Below are 15,113 nucleotides of genomic sequence, written 5' to 3'. Positions count from 1 at the left end.
ACCCGACGACCGTGAGGACCTTCGTGCGCCGCCGTACCGCCGTCCTGTCCGCCTCCGCCGCCCTGGCGATGACCCTCCTCGGCGCGTGCGCCTCCGAGGGCGACGTGCCCGACGAGACCCAGCAGAGCGCCTCGGCCTCGCAGTCGGCGAACACCATCGAGCCCGCGGCCGACGACACCACCCTGGCCGTGACGGTGGAGGGCGAGGTGAACCCCGCGGTCAAGCCGACCGTGACGTTCGCCCCGCCGCTGGCCGTCACCGAGACCAAGCGCAAGGTCGTCACCCCGGGGACGGGCGTGGAGGTCAAGGACACCGACGAGCTGCAGTTCGCCTACTCCCTCTACGCCGGCTCCACCGGCGAGGAGCTGGACTCCAGCTACGGCGGCACCGACGCCCGCTTCGAGCTCGCCAAGATCACCAAGGGCCTGGCCCGGGGCTTCGTCGGCGCCCACGTCGGGGACCGCCTCGTCATCGCCATCGCCCCCGAGGACGGCTTCGGGGAGGCGAACACCCGCTTCGGCAAGGAGGGCGTGGACGCCTCCACCACCATGATCATGGTCGCGGACCTCATCCGCGTCATCCCCACCCGGGCCGACGGCACCCCCGTCACCCCGCCCGCCGACCTCCCGGTGGTCACCTACGACGCCGAGGGCGTCCCCACCGGCTTCACCGTCTCCAACCCCACCCCGCCCGCCGACACCGTCGTGCAGCCGCTCCTGCAGGGCAGCGGCCCCGCCCTGACCGCCGGCATGAACGTCAAGATGCAGTACGTCGGCGCCACCCTCGCCGACGGGAAGGTGTTCCAGTCCTCCTGGGAGGCCGACCCCTTCCAGACCCCCATCGGGACCGGTCAGCTCATCACCGGCTGGGACGAGGGCCTCATCGGGCAGACCGTCGGCAGCCGCGTCCTGCTCGTCATCCCCGCCGCCAAGGCCTACGGCGACACCCCCGCCGAGGGACGCCCCGCCGGGGCGCTGGTCTTCGTCGTCGACATCCTCGACGCGTACTGAGGCTAGGCTCGCGGACATGACTGAACGCACCAAGCCCGAGATCGACTTCCCCGGCGGCGAACCGCCGACCGAGCTCGAGATCACCGACCAGATCGTCGGCGACGGCGCCGAGGCCACCCCCGGCAAGACCGTCAGCGCCCACTACGTCGGCGTGGCCTTCAGCACCGGCGAGGAGTTCGACTCCTCCTGGAACCGCGGCCAGCCGCTGGACTTCCCCGTCGGTGCCGGCATGGTCATCAAGGGCTGGGACCAGGGCCTGCTCGGCATGAAGGTCGGCGGGCGCCGCAAGCTCGTCATCCCCCCGCACCTCGGCTACGGCGACCGCGGCGCCGGCGGGGCCATCAAGGGCGGGGAGACCCTGATCTTCGTCGTCGACCTCGTCGACGTGAAGTAGGTCTCGCACACCCTCCGCTGAGGTCGGTCCCGGGCGGTGGGTGAACCCCTTCGTCGGACACTCCGTTCGCGCCGGGCAAGGGCAGGACCTCCCGTCCTCCCTCAGGCGCTCACTCCGGACGTCCGTCGAAGGGGTTCACCCACCGCCCTTCGTCGTCACCGGGGCGTGGCTCGGGGAAGGCGAGCCCCCACCTCACCCGAGGAGGCCGGCGGCGTGGCGGCCGGCGGCGGCGGCGGCGACGAAGCCCGCGCGGTCGGCGTCGAGGCCGCGGCCCATGGTCGACAGGCGCACGGGGCTGGTGGCCAGGGCCTCGTCGAGGCCGGCGGCGGGGACCTCCACGTAGGTGTGGCGGCGCCCGCACAGGGCGCGGGCCTGCGCGCGGACCCCGTCGTGGAAGGCGCCGGGGGAGTCGGGGACGGCGACGTCGACGGGGGCCAGGGCGACGCGGCCCACGGCGGTCGTCGTGTGGTGGGAGATCCCGCGGTGGCGCTCGCGGGGGTCGGCCTCGGAGACGCGCAGGGCCGCGACCGGGCGCCCGCCCAGGACGGCGGCGGCGTTGAGGGCCTCCCCGGCCGCGACGCCGGAGAACCCCCAGCGCGAGCCCGTGCCCAGGTTGCCCGGGCCCTGGGCCACGACGACGACGTCGGCGCCGACGACGAGCTTCGCGGCGAGCAGGCCGGTGTGGACGGTGGCGGTCTCCAGGTCGCCGCCGAAGGCCTGCCCGGTGGTGACGCACGCGGCCAGCCAGCCCGCCTCGCGCAGACCCGCGACCGCGCGGGAGAACGCCGCGGGCAGCGCCCCGCCGTCGGTCATGACGTAGGCGACGCGGGCGTGCGGGGCGTCGGCGCGGACCCCCGCCACGACCGCGGGCAGCGCGGAGTGCAGGTCGGCCACCACGACGGGGGTGCCGTCGAGGTCGTCGGCGTCGGCGAGCAGGGCGTGGTGGGGGGACTCCTGGTCGTCCGCGCCCAGCACCATCGTCTGCAGCGGCGTGTAGCGGGCCTTCACCAGGTGCCCGGGCCCCGGCGGCGGGTCGGGGGGCAGCGCGTCGGGCAGGGCCACGACGAGGGCGTAGCCGCCGGTGCCCAGCCCGCGGGCCAGGGCGGAGACGTTGAGCAGCACCCGGTCCCCGGGGCGCGGGGAGCCCACCAGGTCCGGGTGGGCCAGCGCCCTCACCTCCCGGCCCGGCTCCGGGCCCGAGGTGAGGGTCGCGAACAGCTCCTGCGACCCCGCCCACGCCGCGCCGAGGCGCTGGACCGTCGCTGAACGCCAGGTGATCGTCACGCCGGGAGCGTACGCAGGGCGCGCGCGGGGTGCCGGTGGCGCGGGTTCCGGTAGCGTCCCAGCCACCATGGCGACGACATCCGGGACCCCCGCGACCCCCGCGACGTCCTCCGGTCCCCCGGGCGGGGCGGCGGCCGCCGCGCGCGGGGCCCGGCGCACCGAGCGGCTGCTGAACCTCGTCATCGCGCTCTCCGCGACCCGGCGTTGGCTCACCAAGGAGCAGATCCGCACCGCCGTCCCGCAGTACGCCGACTGCGCCACCACCGTCGCCTTCGAGCGGATGTTCGAGCGCGACAAGGAGGACCTGCGCGAGCTCGGGGTCCCGCTGGAGACCGGCGGGGAGGACCCGCTGTTCGAGGACGAGGCCGGCTACCGCATCGACCGCGAGGCCTACGCCCTGCCCGAGATCCGCTTCACCCCCGCGGAGCTGGCGGTGCTGTCGCTGGCCAGCCGGGTCTGGCAGCAGGCCAGCCTCGCCGGGCCCGCGACCCGGGCGCTGGTGAAGCTGCGCAGCCTGGGGGTGGAGCCGGACGAGAGCTCCCTCATCGGCGTCGAGCCGCGCGTGCGCACCGCCGAGCCGGCCTTCGACCCCCTCTACGCCGCGACCCGCGACCGCACGCCGGTGTCGTTCACCTACCGCCGCGCCGGGGGCGAGCCCGCCACCCGCCACGTGGAGCCGTGGGCCATCGTCAGCTGGCACGGGCGCTGGTACCTCGTCGGCCACGACCGCGACCGCGACGACTCGCGGGTGTTCCGGCTCTCGCGGGTGGCCTCGGCGGTCAAGCGGATCGGGCGGGCGGGGTCCTACGAGGTGCCCGAGGGCATCGACCCGCGCGAGATCGTCGCGGGCACCGTCGGGCCCACCACGACGCGCCGGGCGCGGCTGCTGGTGCGCTCGGGGGCCGGTCTGACGCTGCGGCGGCGGGCGCGCACGGTGGAGGCGGGCGAGCGGGAGGACGTGGTCGTGGTGGACGTCAGCGACGTGGAGATGAGCGCCGACGAGCTCGCGGCGTACGGCGCCGACGTCGTGGTGCTGGAACCGCCGGAGCTGCGCGAGGCGGTGCTGCGGCGGCTGCGCGGCGCGGCCGGGCAGCCGGCGGCCGACCCGGCGGGGGGCCCGGCGTGAGCGGCAGCGCCTCCACCGAGCGCCTCTCGCGGCTGCTGGCGATGGTGCCCTACCTGCTGACCCACCAGGGGATCCCCCTGGAGGAGGCCTCGCGGCACTTCGGCCTCAGCACCGACGACCTCGTCCACGACCTGGAACTGCTCTTCGTGTGCGGCACGCCGGGGCACATGCCCGACGACCTCATCGACGCGCGCTGGGACTCCGGGCACGTCTACCTCTCCAACGCCGACCCCATCGCCCGCCCGGCGCGGCTGGCCGTGGACGAGGCGGTGGCGCTGCTGGTGGGGCTGCGGACGCTGGCGGAGGTCCCCGGCCTGCACGACCGCGAGGCCCTGGAGGGGGCGCTGGCGAAGCTGTCGGAGGCCACTGGGGAGGCCGGGCGCGCCGCGGGCTCGGTGAGCGTGGACGTGGGCTCGGGGGAGGAGAGCGCCTCGGTCCTGCAGACCTGCCGGACCGCGCTGCGCGAGCACCGGCGCCTGCACCTGAGCTACCTGGTGCCCAGCCGCGACGAGCGCACCGAGCGCGACGTGGACCCGATGCGGCTGGTGAGCGTGGAGGGACGCTGGTACCTGGAGGCCTGGTGCCACCGCGCCGAGGGCGTGCGGCTGTTCCGGGTGGACCGGATCGAGTCCGCGCAGGTGCTCGACGTCGACGGCACCCCGCCGGCGCGGGCGGTCTCGCGCGACGTCGGCTCGGACCTGTTCGCGCCCAGCCCCGACGACCTCGTCGTGACCATCGACCTGGCTCCGCAGGCGGTGTGGGTCGTGGACTACTACCCGGTGGAGTCGGTGCAGGAGGCTCCTGAGGACGCCTGGGAGGACGCGGCGCTGCGGGTGCGGCTGCGCACCGCCGACACCCGCTGGGTGCACCGGCTGCTGCTGCGGCTGGGGGCCGGGGCCCGCGTGGTGGACCCCCCGGAGCTGGCCGTGGAGGTGCGGCAGGGGGCGCTGGCGGCGCTGGAGCGCTACTCGTCAGACCCGTTGGCAACACAGAGTAATCAGGTGAGTGCGCAAGGTCACGAGACGGTCTGAGGTTCGTCCGAACGGGAGTTCAAGGGATCGCGGGCTCGTGCCGAAGCACTGGTTGTCGGACGGCGGGAGCCGCCGCCGGACCCACACCACGAACGGAAGGTGCTCGACATGACCACGATCAAGGCATCCTGCCCCTGCTGCGGCGACGTCGAGCTCACCCCGAAGCAGGTGCGCCTCGTGGTCTGCTCCGCCAAGGACCGCTCCTTCTACGCGTTCGGCTGCCCCAAGTGCAAGGACGAGGTCCGCAAGCCCGCCGGCGAGGACGTCGTCGCGCTGCTCGTCTCCGGCGGCGTCGCCGTGGAGCGCTGGAGCATCCCCGCCGAGGCCATGGAGGAGCACCACGGCTCCACCATCGCCTGGGACGACGTCCTGGACTTCGCCCTCGTCCTGGACTCCTGCGACGACCTCGCCTCGCTGGCCGCCCGCGGCCTGCGCACCGTGCGCTGACCCGCACCCGGCCCTCCACGGGAGCCGCCTCCGGACGCCACGGCGTCCGCGGGGCGGCTCTCGTGCTTCCCGGGTGTTCACCCCGAGTCCGCCCGGACGCCGCCGCGCGGAGGCGGAACGGGCGACTCGACGGGCATGCTTGTCCCACGGGCGGCCCCGATCGACGTACGATGGCCGCGCTTCGTCCAACCCTGGAGGACAGATGTTCCGCAACCTCGTCGACCACCCCTGGGTGCTCGTCATCCTCGTCGTGCTGCTCATCGCGCTGTTCGGCAGCAAGCGGCTGCCCGACGCCGCGCGGGGTCTCGGCCGCTCGATGCGCATCTTCAAGTCCGAGGTCAAGGAGATGAAGAACGACGGCAAGGAGGACGTCAAGACGTCCACCCCCGCCGGCGCGGCCGCCGCGGCCCACGACTCCGAGCCCACCGCGCTGGAGGCCAAGCTCGCCGCCGAGCAGGCCGAGGCCGACGCCGCGCAGCGCCAGACCCGCGCGTCCTGAGCCGCCCCGAGCCCCGGCAGAGACCGCACCGCTGACATGGCCGTCACCACCGTCCGCCGACGCGCCCCGAAGGACCCCGAGGGGCGCATGCCCCTCATGGCCCACCTGAAGGAGCTGCGCGACCGCGTCTTCAAGGCGGCCGTCTTCCTGCTCATCGGCAGCGTGGCGGGCTGGTTCCTCTGGCGGGGCTGGAACTACAGCTGGGGCGCCTTCGACGGCGTCTTCCAGTACCTGCAGCGGCCTCTGCTGGACTACGCCGCCTCGGCGGGGTACGAGGACGTCAAGCTCAACTTCACCCAGGTCGGCCAGGCGTTCGACCTGGCGGTGAAGGGGGCCATCTGGTGCGGGGTGATCGCCTCCAGCCCGTTCTGGATCTACCAGCTCTGGGCCTTCATCACCCCGGGCCTGACGCGGAAGGAGCGGCGCTACGCGGTCGGGTTCATCTTCGCCGCCGTCCCGCTCTTCCTCGCCGGCGCGGCCATCGCCTACGCGGTGCTGCCCAACGCGATGCGGTTCCTCGTCGACTTCACCCCCGTCGACGCGGCGAACCTCATCGGGGCCGACATCTACCTGTCGTTCGTCATGCGGATCATCCTGGCCTTCGGCCTGGGCTTCCTCATGCCGGTCGTGCTGGTCGGGCTGAACTTCGCCCACCTGCTGTCGGGCCGGGCGGTCCTGCGGCAGTGGCGCATCAGCGTCTTCCTGAGCTTCCTGTTCTCCGCCCTCGTGACGCCGACGTCCGACATCACCACGATGCTGCTGCTGGCCTGCCCGCTGCTGGTCCTCTTCGCGCTGGCCACGGTCATCTGCATCCTCAACGACCGGCGCCGCTCGAAGAACTCCGACGAGCCGGACTACACCGACCTCAGCGACGACGAAGCCAGCGCGATCTGACCCCGTGACCTCCTGGGGGCGGGTCGGCCTCCTCGTGAACCCGACGGCGGGTCGCGGGGGCGGTCGCGTCGCGGGGGCGCACGTCCTCGCGACGCTGCAGCGGCTCGGGCACCGCGTCACCGACCTCACCGGGTCCGACCTCGCCGCCTCCTCCCGCGCCGCGCGCGAGCGCGCCGGGGAGCTGGACGCCCTCGTCGTCGTGGGGGGCGACGGTCTGGTGCACGCCGCCCTGGGGGCCGTCGCCGGGACCCCCACGGCCCTGGGCATCGTCCCCGCCGGCACCGGCAACGACCTGGCCCGCGGCCTGGGCCTGCCCCTGGGCGACCCCGCCCGCGCCGCGGGCCTCGTCTCCAGCGCCCTGCGCGAGGGGCGCCACCGCGCCGTCGACGCCGTCCGGGTGCGCGGGGCCGCCCGGTCCAGCTGGTACGGCAGCGTCCTCGCCTCCGGCGTCGACGCCCTGGTCAACGAGCGCGCCAACTCCTGGCGCTGGCCCCGCGGCCCGGCCCGCTACACCCTGGCCGCGCTGCGCGAGCTCGCGGTGGTGAGCGGGGTGGGGATGCGCATCACCCTCGACGGGGAGGTCCAGGAGCGCGACTGCCTGCTCGTGGCCGTCGCCAACACCCCCTGCTACGGGGGCGGGATGCGGATGGCCCCGCACGCCGACCCCACCGACGGCCTGCTCGACGTGGTCGTCGTCGACGCGATGCCGCGGCTGGCCGCGCTGCGCCTGCTGCCCCGGGTCCGGCGCGGGGCGCACCTCGACGTCGCCGCCGTCCACGTCCACCGGGCGCGCAGCGTGACCCTGGAGGCGCTGCCCGGCGGGCGCGAGCCCCACCCCCACGCCGACGGCGAGCCGCTGGAGCACCTGCCCCTCACCTGCGACGTCGTCCCGGGCGCGCTGCGCGTCCTCGCCTGACGTACTGTCGCCCCATGGCCAGCCCCGCGGAACGTTACGCGGCAGCGCGCCGCCGCACCGAGGACTCCAAGACCGAGCTGGCGCAGTTCGCCGACACGGTCGGGTTCGAGCTGGACGGCTTCCAGCTGCAGGCCTGCCGGGCCCTCGAAGCCGGCCGCGGCGTCCTCGTCGCCGCCCCCACCGGGGCCGGGAAGACGGTCGTGGGGGAGTTCGCGGCCCACCTGGCCCTGCGGACCGGGCGCAAGGCCTTCTACACGACCCCCATCAAGGCGCTGTCGAACCAGAAGTACACCGAGCTCGTCGAGCGCCACGGCCCCGGCGCGGTCGGGCTGCTCACCGGCGACAACTCCGTCAACGGCGAGGCCCCCGTCGTGGTCATGACCACCGAGGTCCTGCGCAACATGCTCTACGCGGGCAGCTCCCTGCTCGACGGCCTGGGCTACGTCGTCATGGACGAGGTGCACTACCTCGCCGACCGCTCCCGCGGGGCGGTGTGGGAGGAGGTCATCATCCACCTGCCCGCCGACGTCCTCGTGGTGTCGCTGTCGGCGACGGTCAGCAACGCGGAGGAGTTCGGCGCCTGGCTGGACACCGTCCGCGGCGACACCGAGGTCGTCGTCTCCGAGCACCGGCCGGTGCCGCTGTGGCAGCACCTGGCCGTGGGCACGCGGCTGTACGACCTGTTCACCGACCCCGACGGCGACCCGCTGGAGGGCGACGAGGGGTCCCTGGTGCCCGGCGCGATCGTCAACCCCGAGCTGGTGGCGATGTCGCGCCAGCAGCTGCGCACCGACCGCCTCGCCGGGCCGGGGGGCCGCGGCCGCCGCCGCGGGCAGCAGCGGCCGGGCCCGGGGGGCTCCCGCCCCCCCGGCATCGGGCGCCCGGCCTCGCGCGCGCAGATCCTGGACACCCTCGACGCCGCGGGCCTGCTGCCGGCGATCACGTTCATCTTCAGCCGCGCCGGCTGCGACGCGGCCGTGGAGCAGTGCGTGGCCTGGGGCCTGCGGCTGACCACGCCCGAGGAGGGCCGCCGGATCCGCGCGGTCGCCGAGGAGCGCTGCGCGGAGATCCCCAGCTCCGACCTCGCCGTCCTGGGCTACTGGGAGTGGCTGGAGGGCCTCGAACGGGGCCTCGCCGCCCACCACGCCGGGCTGCTGCCGGTGTTCAAGGAGACCGTCGAGCACCTCTTCGCCGCCGGGCTGGTCAAGGCCGTGTTCGCCACCGAGACCCTCGCCCTGGGCGTCAACATGCCCGCGCGCTCGGTCGTGCTGGAACGGCTGGTGAAGTGGAACGGGCAGACCCACGTCGACGTGACACCGGGGGAGTACACCCAGCTCACCGGCCGCGCCGGCCGCCGCGGCATCGACGTCGAGGGCCACGCCGTGGTGCTGTGGTCGCAGCAGACCGACCCCGAGGCCGTCGCCGGGCTGGCGTCGCGACGCACCTTCCCGCTGCGCTCCAGCTTCCGCCCCACCTACAACATGGCCGTCAACCTCGTCGAGCAGGTCGGGCGCGAACGCGCCCGCGACATCCTGGAGACGTCCTTCGCGCAGTTCCAGGCCGACCGGGCCGTCGTCGGGCAGGCGCAGCAGATCAAGAACCAGCAGGAGGCCCTGCGCGGCTACCAGCAGGCGATGACCTGCCACCTGGGCGACTTCGGGGAGTACTTCGCGATCCGCCAGGCCATCACCGAGCGGGAGAAGGACCTCTCCCGCTCCGGGGCGGCCTCCCGGCGCAGCGAGGCGCGGGCCTCGGTCGGCAACCTCTCCCGCGGTGACGTCGTCAAGCTGCCGGGCGGGCGGCGCTCGACCTTCGGCGTGGTCCTGGACCTCGTCCCCGGCAAGGGCTTCGACGGGCCCTCCCCGCGCATCCTCAGCCAGGACCGGCAGGTGCGCACGATCGACACCGACGAGTTCTCCGGCCCCGTGGAGCCGGTGACGCGGGTGCGGATCCCCAAGGACTTCAACTGGCGCTCCCCGCAGGAGCGCCGCGACCTGGCCTCCTCGCTGCGCAACGCGCTCGCCGAGGTCGGCGGCGGCGACGTGCCCCGCCAGCGGCGGACCTCCACCGCGGCGGAGGACCGGGAGCTGCAGGCGCTGCGCGAGCGCCTGCGCGCCCACCCCTGCCACGGCTGCTCCGAGCGCGAGGAGCACGCCCGCTGGGCGGTGCGCGAGGAGAAGCTGCGCCGCGACACCCAGGGCTTGCAGCGCAAGATCGAGGGCCGCACCGGCACCATCGCCCGCACCTTCGACCGGGTCTGCGACCTGCTGGCGGAGCTGGGCTACCTCAGCGCCGACGGGCTGTCGGTGACCGACGAGGGCCGGACCCTGCGGCGCATCAACGCCGAGACCGACCTGCTCGTGGCGCAGTGCCTGCGCCACGGCGCGTGGAGCGGGCTGAGCCCCGCCGACCTCGCCGCGGCGGTCTCCACGCTCGTGCACGAGTCCCGCCGCGACGAGGGCGGGCGCCCGGACCGCATCCCGCGGCGCGCCGAGGCGGCGATCGCCACCACGCACCGGCTGTGGAGCGACCTCACCGACCGCGAGGACCACCACAAGGTGCCCGCCACCCGTGAACCGGACCCGGGGCTGGCGTGGGCGGTGCACCGCTGGGCCAGCGGCCACCGCCTCGACGAGGTGCTGCGCGAGGCCGACCTCGCCGCGGGTGACTTCGTGCGCCGCTGCAAGCAGCTGGTGGACCTGCTGGACCAGGTCGGGGCGGCCTCCACCGACCCGGGGGTGCGGTCCGCGGCCCGGGCCGGGGTCGACGCGGTGCGCCGCGGCGTCGTCGCCCACACCTCCCTCACCTGAGCCCACCCGCCCCGGCGGGGCCGGTCGCGGGCGCTCAGCGCCCGGCCACGACCAGCCACGCCGTGGCGGCCACGTCGAACCCGCCGTCGCGGGGCAGCAGGTCCGCGCAGCGGCGGCGCAGCGCCTCCCGGGCGCTGGGTCCCAGGCGGGCCACGTGGTCCCCGGCCGGCCCGACGCGGCGCGCGTAGGACTCCCACCACTCGGCGAAGGAGTCGTAGCGCACCCGCACCTCGAGCTCGTCCTCGACCGACGGCACCAGGCCCGCGGCGCGGAACAGCTCACCGAGTTGGCCGCGCACCGTTCCCGCCCGGCCCGTCTCGCCCCGGGCGGCGGGGTCGAGGTCGTGCACCGCGGTCCAGAACGTCGTCAGCGGGCTGCGGGAGCCGCCGTAGTCCCACACGGTGGCCGCGACCCGGCCCCCGGGGCGGGTGACCCGGCGCATCTCGGCGATCCCCACCACCGGGTCGGTCATGAAGTGCACCGCCAGCTGCGCCGCGGTCAGGTCGAAGGCGTGGTCGTCGTGGGGCAGCAGCTCCGCCGCGGCGATCCGCACGTCCACCCCGGGCAGGCGGGCCGCGGCGGCCGCCACGAACGGCGGCGAGGGGTCCACGGCGGCGACGGCCGACGCCCCCAGGCGCTGGACCAGCGCGGCGGCCAGCGCCCCGGGCCCGCAGCCGACGTCGAGGGCGCGCTCGCCGGGCGCGGGGTCCAGGTGCTCGACCATCCGGGCGGCCAGCGGCACCGCGAACCGGCCCATGAACCAGTCGTAGTCGGCGGCGACGACGTCGAAGCCCATGCCTGACCGTACGTCCGCGCACCGGGGCGCGGACAGCCCCCGCCCGGCCCGCGGCGCGGCGCGGCGCGGGACGCGATCAGGCGGGAGCGCCGGTGAAGGCGGTGAGCACCCGCTGCACGCTGGACCCCACCCCCCATCGCCGGACCAGCTCCTCCAGGGCGGCGGGGTCGGCGGGCTCGCGCGGCAGGGCGTCGTCGACCTCGGGCAGCGGCACGTCGCGGACGGTGGCGACCACGACGGGGGCGGCGGCGAGGTAGTCACCGGCCCCGAGCAGCCTGCGGCGCTGCGCGGGGGGCAGGTCCGAGGCGGGGTCCTGCGCCGCGGCCAGCACCCCGGCGAGGTCGCCGTAGCGGCCGACCAGGGCGGCCGCGGTCTTCTCCCCGATGCCCGCGACCCCGGGCAGCCCGTCGGAGGGGTCGCCGCGCAGGACCGCGACGTCGGCGTAGGCCGCGCCGGAGGCGACCCCGTACCGGGCGGCCAGCCAGGCCTGGTCGACGAGGTCGGCCCGGCGCACCCCCTTCCCGCAGTACACGTCCCGCACCCCCGCGGCGTCGTCGACGAGCTGGAACAGGTCCCGGTCGCCGGTGACGACGTCGACGGGGACCCCGGGGCGGGAGGCGCTGCCCGTGCTCGCGCGCGCGGTCAGCGTGGCCATCACGTCGTCGGCCTCGTAGCCGGGGGCGCCGACGCGGGCCACGCCGAGGGCGGCGAGCACCTCGACGACGACGTCGACCTGCGCCGGCAGCGCGGCCGGGGTCTCCTCCCCGCCGTCGGGCGAGACCCGGTGCGCCTTGTAGGAGGGCAGCGCCGCCACCCGGAAGGCCGGGCGCCAGTCGTCGTCCCAGCAGGCCACCAGCCGGGTCGGGGCGTGGGTCGCCACCAGGTGGGCGATCGCGTCGAGGAAGCCGCGCACGGCGTTGACGGGGGTCCCGTCGGGGGCGGTGAGGGACTCGGGGACCCCGTGGAAGGCGCGGAAGCACAGCGACGCCGAGTCCAGCAGCATCAGGCGGCCGGGCGTCGGGGCGGGTGGCTGCGGCACGAGGGGGATCCTCGCAGGTGCGCAGGTCCGACGGATGGTGTGCAGGTTCGGTCCGGACGGGGGACGCCCGCGGGCGCGCGGGAGCGCATGCTGTGACAGTGGCCAACGGATCCACACGCACGACACAGCCCGACCAGGGGGGACCTTCCATGAACACCACCACCCGGCGCCGTCGTCGGATCGGCGCGCTCGCCGTCAGCGGGGTCGCCGTCCTCGCCCTGGGCCTGGGGGCCTGCGGCGGGGGGGACGACACCGCCGCCGGCACGAGCACCTCCGCCTCGCCCGCGACCGAGCTGAGCGCCTTCGAGGTCGTGCAGGCGTCCTCGCAGCAGTCCCAGGAGGAGGGGAGCGCGAGGTTCTCGCTCACCACCACCGGGACGGGCGAGGCCGCCGCCGCCAGCGTCACCGCCGACGGCGCCTTCGACGCCGCGACCGGCGCCTTCGAGGCGACGGTGGCGCTGCCCGCCGAGGCCGGCGGCTCGAAGCTCACCGTGCGCGTGGCCGACGAGGTCGCGTACCTCTCCGGGGCGCCGCTGACCGCCGAGGGCCGCTGGGCCCGGGTGCCGCTGGAGCAGCTGGGCGCCACCGGGCTCGACACCTCCGCGGTGGACCCCTCCCGCCAGCTCGAGCAGCTGCGGGGCGTGGCCGAGGACGTGCGCGAGGTCGAGCCCCAGACCATCCGCGGGGTTGAGGCCGAGGGCTACGCCGGCACCATCGACGCGGTCGAGGCCCTGTCGCTGGCCCCGGCCGAGCAGCAGACCGAGGAGGCGAGGGCCGCGGCGGCGGAGCTGGGCACCATCCCGTTCACGCTCTTCGTCGACGAGGAGAACCGCCCGGTCCGCATGACTCAGGAGTTCACCGTCGAGGGCTCGACGGTGGAGGTCTCGATGGACTTCTACGACTGGGGCAGCGACGTCGACGTCACCGCTCCGGACCCGGCCACGGTCGGCGAGCTGCCCGGCCTGGGGGCGGCGGTCTCGCCCGACGCCGCGGCGCAGGAACCGGCGACCGCCGGCGCCTGAGCCCTGCCCGAGGGCCCGCGCGGGGCGGCTCCTACGCTGCCCCGCGTGGAACCTCCCGCCGGCACCCGACGCCTCTACCGCGGCGGGGCCGTGTACTCACCCGCCGATCCCTTCGCCACCGCCATGCTCGTGGAGGGCTCCACGGTGGCCTGGGTGGGGCCCGACGAGGCCGCCTCGGCGTGGACGCGCGAGGGCGACGAGGTCGTCGACCTCGAGGGCCGGCTCGTCACCCCCGCCTTCGTCGACGCCCACGTCCACCTCACCGAGACCGGTCTGCGGCGCACCGGGCTCGACCTCTCCGCCGTCCGCAGCCGCACCGAGCTGCTCGACGCCGTCGCGGCGCGGGCCCGGCCGGGGGAGCTGCTCGCCGGGTTCGGCTGGGACGAGTCCCGCTGGCCGGCCGGGGACGGGGTCCCCACCCGCGCCGAGCTCGACCGCGCGGCGGGGGGCGCGCCCGTCGTCCTCTCCCGCGTCGACGGCCACAGCGCGCTCGTCACCTCCGCGCTGGCCGAGGCGGCGGGGCTGCGGGGGCTGGCGGGCTGGGACGAGGACGGCCGGGTGCGCACCGCGGCCCACCACGCCGCCCTGGACGCCCGCTGGGCCGCGCTGAGCCCCACCGCCGCCCAGGCGGCCCGCCGGGCCGCCCTGGAGGCCGCGGCGGCCGCGGGGATCGGCACCGTGCACGAGATGTCCGGTCGCTGGCTGGCCCCGCCCGGCGACCTCGCCGCCCTGCAGGCGCTGTCGCGAGCGGAGGCGCTGCCCGACGTCGTGGGGTACCTCGCCGAGCGCGTCGAGGACCCCGAGCAGGCCCGCGCCGTCCTCGCGGGGGCCGCGGCCGGGGGGGCCGCGGTCGCGGGCCTGGGCGGGGACCTCGTCGTCGACGGGGCGCTGGGGTCGCGGACCGCGGCGCTGCGGGCCGACTACGCCGACGCCCCGGGCGAGCGCGGGTCGCTGCACCTGGACGCGGCCGCCGTCGCCGGGCACCTGCACGCCTGCACCCGCGCCGGGGTGCAGGCCGCCTTCCACGCCATCGGCGACGCCGCCCTGGCCGTGGTCGTCGAGGCGCTGGAGGCCGTGGCGGCCGACCTGGGCGTGCCCGCCCTGGCCTCGGCCGGGCACCGGGTGGAGCACGCCGTGCTCGCCGACGCCGACGTGGTGGCCGCCTTCGCCCGGTTCGGCACCTCGGTCAGCACCCAGCCGGCCTTCGACGCGCACTGGGGCGCACCGGGGGGCCTCTACGAGAGCCGGCTGGGCCCGCAGCGGCGGCGGGGCGCGCACCCGTTCGCGGCGCTCGCCGCGGCGGGGGTCCCGCTGGCGCTGGGGTCGGACACCCCGGTGACCCCGTTCGCGCCCTGGGCCGCGGTGCGGGCGGCGGGCTTCCCCCCCGACGAGGAGCGCGCGGTGTCGGTGCGGGCGGCGTTCCTGGCCCACACCCGCGGCGGCCACCGCCTCGCCGGGCTGGGCCACCCCGGCGTGCTGCGCCCGGGCGCGCCGGCGACGTACGCGGTGTGGGACGTGGCCGACCTCGTCGTGCAGGCCCCCGACCGGCGGCTGTCGGGGTGGAGCACCGACGCCCGCTCGGGCACCCCGGGGCTGCCCGACCTCGGCCCGGGGGCACCGGAGCCGGTGTGCCGCCGGACGGTGGTGGACGGCGTGGTGGTGCACGACGACCTCCGCGGCGCGCGCTGACCGCGACACGCCGGACGACACGCCGTTCCGTGATCGTCGATCACGCTGCGTGCCCCCGCCCTGACCTGCCGCGTTGCGCGTCGTCGCAGGTCAACGGCAGGTTGACAGTGGGCATCGGCTGAGTAGCTTCTGATCTGCAGTCCACGACGGGAAGAC

At 76.0% G+C, this 15,113-nt stretch carries 14 protein-coding genes; 11 read left to right on the top strand and 3 right to left on the bottom strand.

Going from position 1 to position 15,113, the window contains the following annotated elements; translation table 11 throughout:
- The first annotated feature begins 11 nt into the window (after positions 1–11).
- Together KRAD_RS01685 and KRAD_RS01680 are read left to right on the top strand one after the other, a co-directional pair.
- A complete protein-coding gene (locus KRAD_RS01685) occupies positions 12–1,010 on the top strand; it encodes an FKBP-type peptidyl-prolyl cis-trans isomerase (protein WP_157873445.1) in 999 nt (332 codons plus the stop codon).
- 16 nt (positions 1,011–1,026) lie between these two features.
- A complete protein-coding gene (locus KRAD_RS01680; RefSeq protein ID WP_011981498.1) occupies positions 1,027–1,404 on the top strand; it encodes an FKBP-type peptidyl-prolyl cis-trans isomerase in 378 nt (125 codons plus the stop codon).
- 192 nt (positions 1,405–1,596) lie between these two features.
- On the opposite strand, the gene KRAD_RS01675 is transcribed toward KRAD_RS01680, so the two are convergent.
- Entirely contained in the window at positions 1,597–2,688 is a 1,092-nt protein-coding gene (locus KRAD_RS01675) for a DUF3866 family protein (protein ID WP_011981497.1), read from the bottom strand.
- A 67-nt stretch (positions 2,689–2,755) separates the two neighbouring features.
- On the opposite strand from KRAD_RS01675, the gene KRAD_RS01670 reads away from it, so the two are divergent.
- From KRAD_RS01670 to KRAD_RS01640, 7 genes are all read left to right on the top strand, one after another.
- Complete coding sequence (locus KRAD_RS01670) at positions 2,756–3,814, top strand: helix-turn-helix transcriptional regulator (protein ID WP_011981496.1); 1,059 nt, start codon at positions 2,756–2,758, stop codon at positions 3,812–3,814.
- The gene (locus tag KRAD_RS01665) at positions 3,811–4,845 is read left to right on the top strand and encodes a helix-turn-helix transcriptional regulator (protein ID WP_011981495.1); all 1,035 of its coding nucleotides are present in this window, start codon (positions 3,811–3,813) and stop codon (positions 4,843–4,845) included. The genes KRAD_RS01670 and KRAD_RS01665 overlap by 4 nt, the downstream gene beginning before the upstream one ends.
- Before the next feature lie 108 nt (positions 4,846–4,953).
- Complete coding sequence (locus KRAD_RS01660; RefSeq protein WP_011981494.1) at positions 4,954–5,292, top strand: hypothetical protein; 339 nt, start codon at positions 4,954–4,956, stop codon at positions 5,290–5,292.
- A gap of 202 nt (positions 5,293–5,494) precedes the next feature.
- Positions 5,495–5,791 (top strand): Sec-independent protein translocase subunit TatA, encoded by a 297-nt coding sequence (gene tatA, locus KRAD_RS01655; protein ID WP_011981493.1) that lies wholly within the window; start codon positions 5,495–5,497, stop codon positions 5,789–5,791.
- Between the two features lie 36 nt (positions 5,792–5,827).
- Entirely contained in the window at positions 5,828–6,685 is an 858-nt protein-coding gene (gene tatC / locus KRAD_RS01650; RefSeq protein WP_011981492.1) for a twin-arginine translocase subunit TatC, read from the top strand.
- A 4-nt stretch (positions 6,686–6,689) separates the two neighbouring features.
- Positions 6,690–7,601, top strand: coding sequence for a diacylglycerol/lipid kinase family protein (locus tag KRAD_RS01645; protein WP_041291840.1), 912 nt, complete (start codon positions 6,690–6,692; stop codon positions 7,599–7,601).
- Between the two features lie 14 nt (positions 7,602–7,615).
- Entirely contained in the window at positions 7,616–10,411 is a 2,796-nt protein-coding gene (locus KRAD_RS01640; protein WP_011981490.1) for a DEAD/DEAH box helicase, read from the top strand.
- A 34-nt stretch (positions 10,412–10,445) separates the two neighbouring features.
- Here the strand turns inward: KRAD_RS01640 and KRAD_RS01635 are convergent, their stop codons facing one another.
- Positions 10,446–11,207: a class I SAM-dependent methyltransferase gene (locus tag KRAD_RS01635; protein ID WP_011981489.1), complete on the bottom strand. Its 762-nt coding sequence runs from the start codon at positions 11,205–11,207 to the stop codon at positions 10,446–10,448.
- Between the two features lie 76 nt (positions 11,208–11,283).
- A complete protein-coding gene (locus KRAD_RS01630) occupies positions 11,284–12,210 on the bottom strand; it encodes a 5'-3' exonuclease (protein ID WP_041292514.1) in 927 nt (308 codons plus the stop codon).
- 185 nt (positions 12,211–12,395) lie between these two features.
- On the opposite strand from KRAD_RS01630, the gene KRAD_RS01625 reads away from it, so the two are divergent.
- Positions 12,396–13,268, top strand: coding sequence for an SCO4651 family lipoprotein (locus KRAD_RS01625; RefSeq protein ID WP_011981487.1), 873 nt, complete (start codon positions 12,396–12,398; stop codon positions 13,266–13,268).
- 45 nt (positions 13,269–13,313) lie between these two features.
- Entirely contained in the window at positions 13,314–14,957 is a 1,644-nt protein-coding gene (locus tag KRAD_RS01620; protein WP_011981486.1) for an amidohydrolase, read from the top strand.
- Positions 14,958–15,113: the final 156 nt, after the last annotated feature.

Source organism: Kineococcus radiotolerans SRS30216 = ATCC BAA-149 (genome assembly GCF_000017305.1).
Lineage (GTDB): Bacteria > Actinomycetota > Actinomycetes > Actinomycetales > Kineococcaceae > Kineococcus > Kineococcus radiotolerans.
The sequence above is the reverse complement of the archived record's forward strand: the minus strand, read 5'-3'. Positions and strand labels throughout refer to the sequence as shown.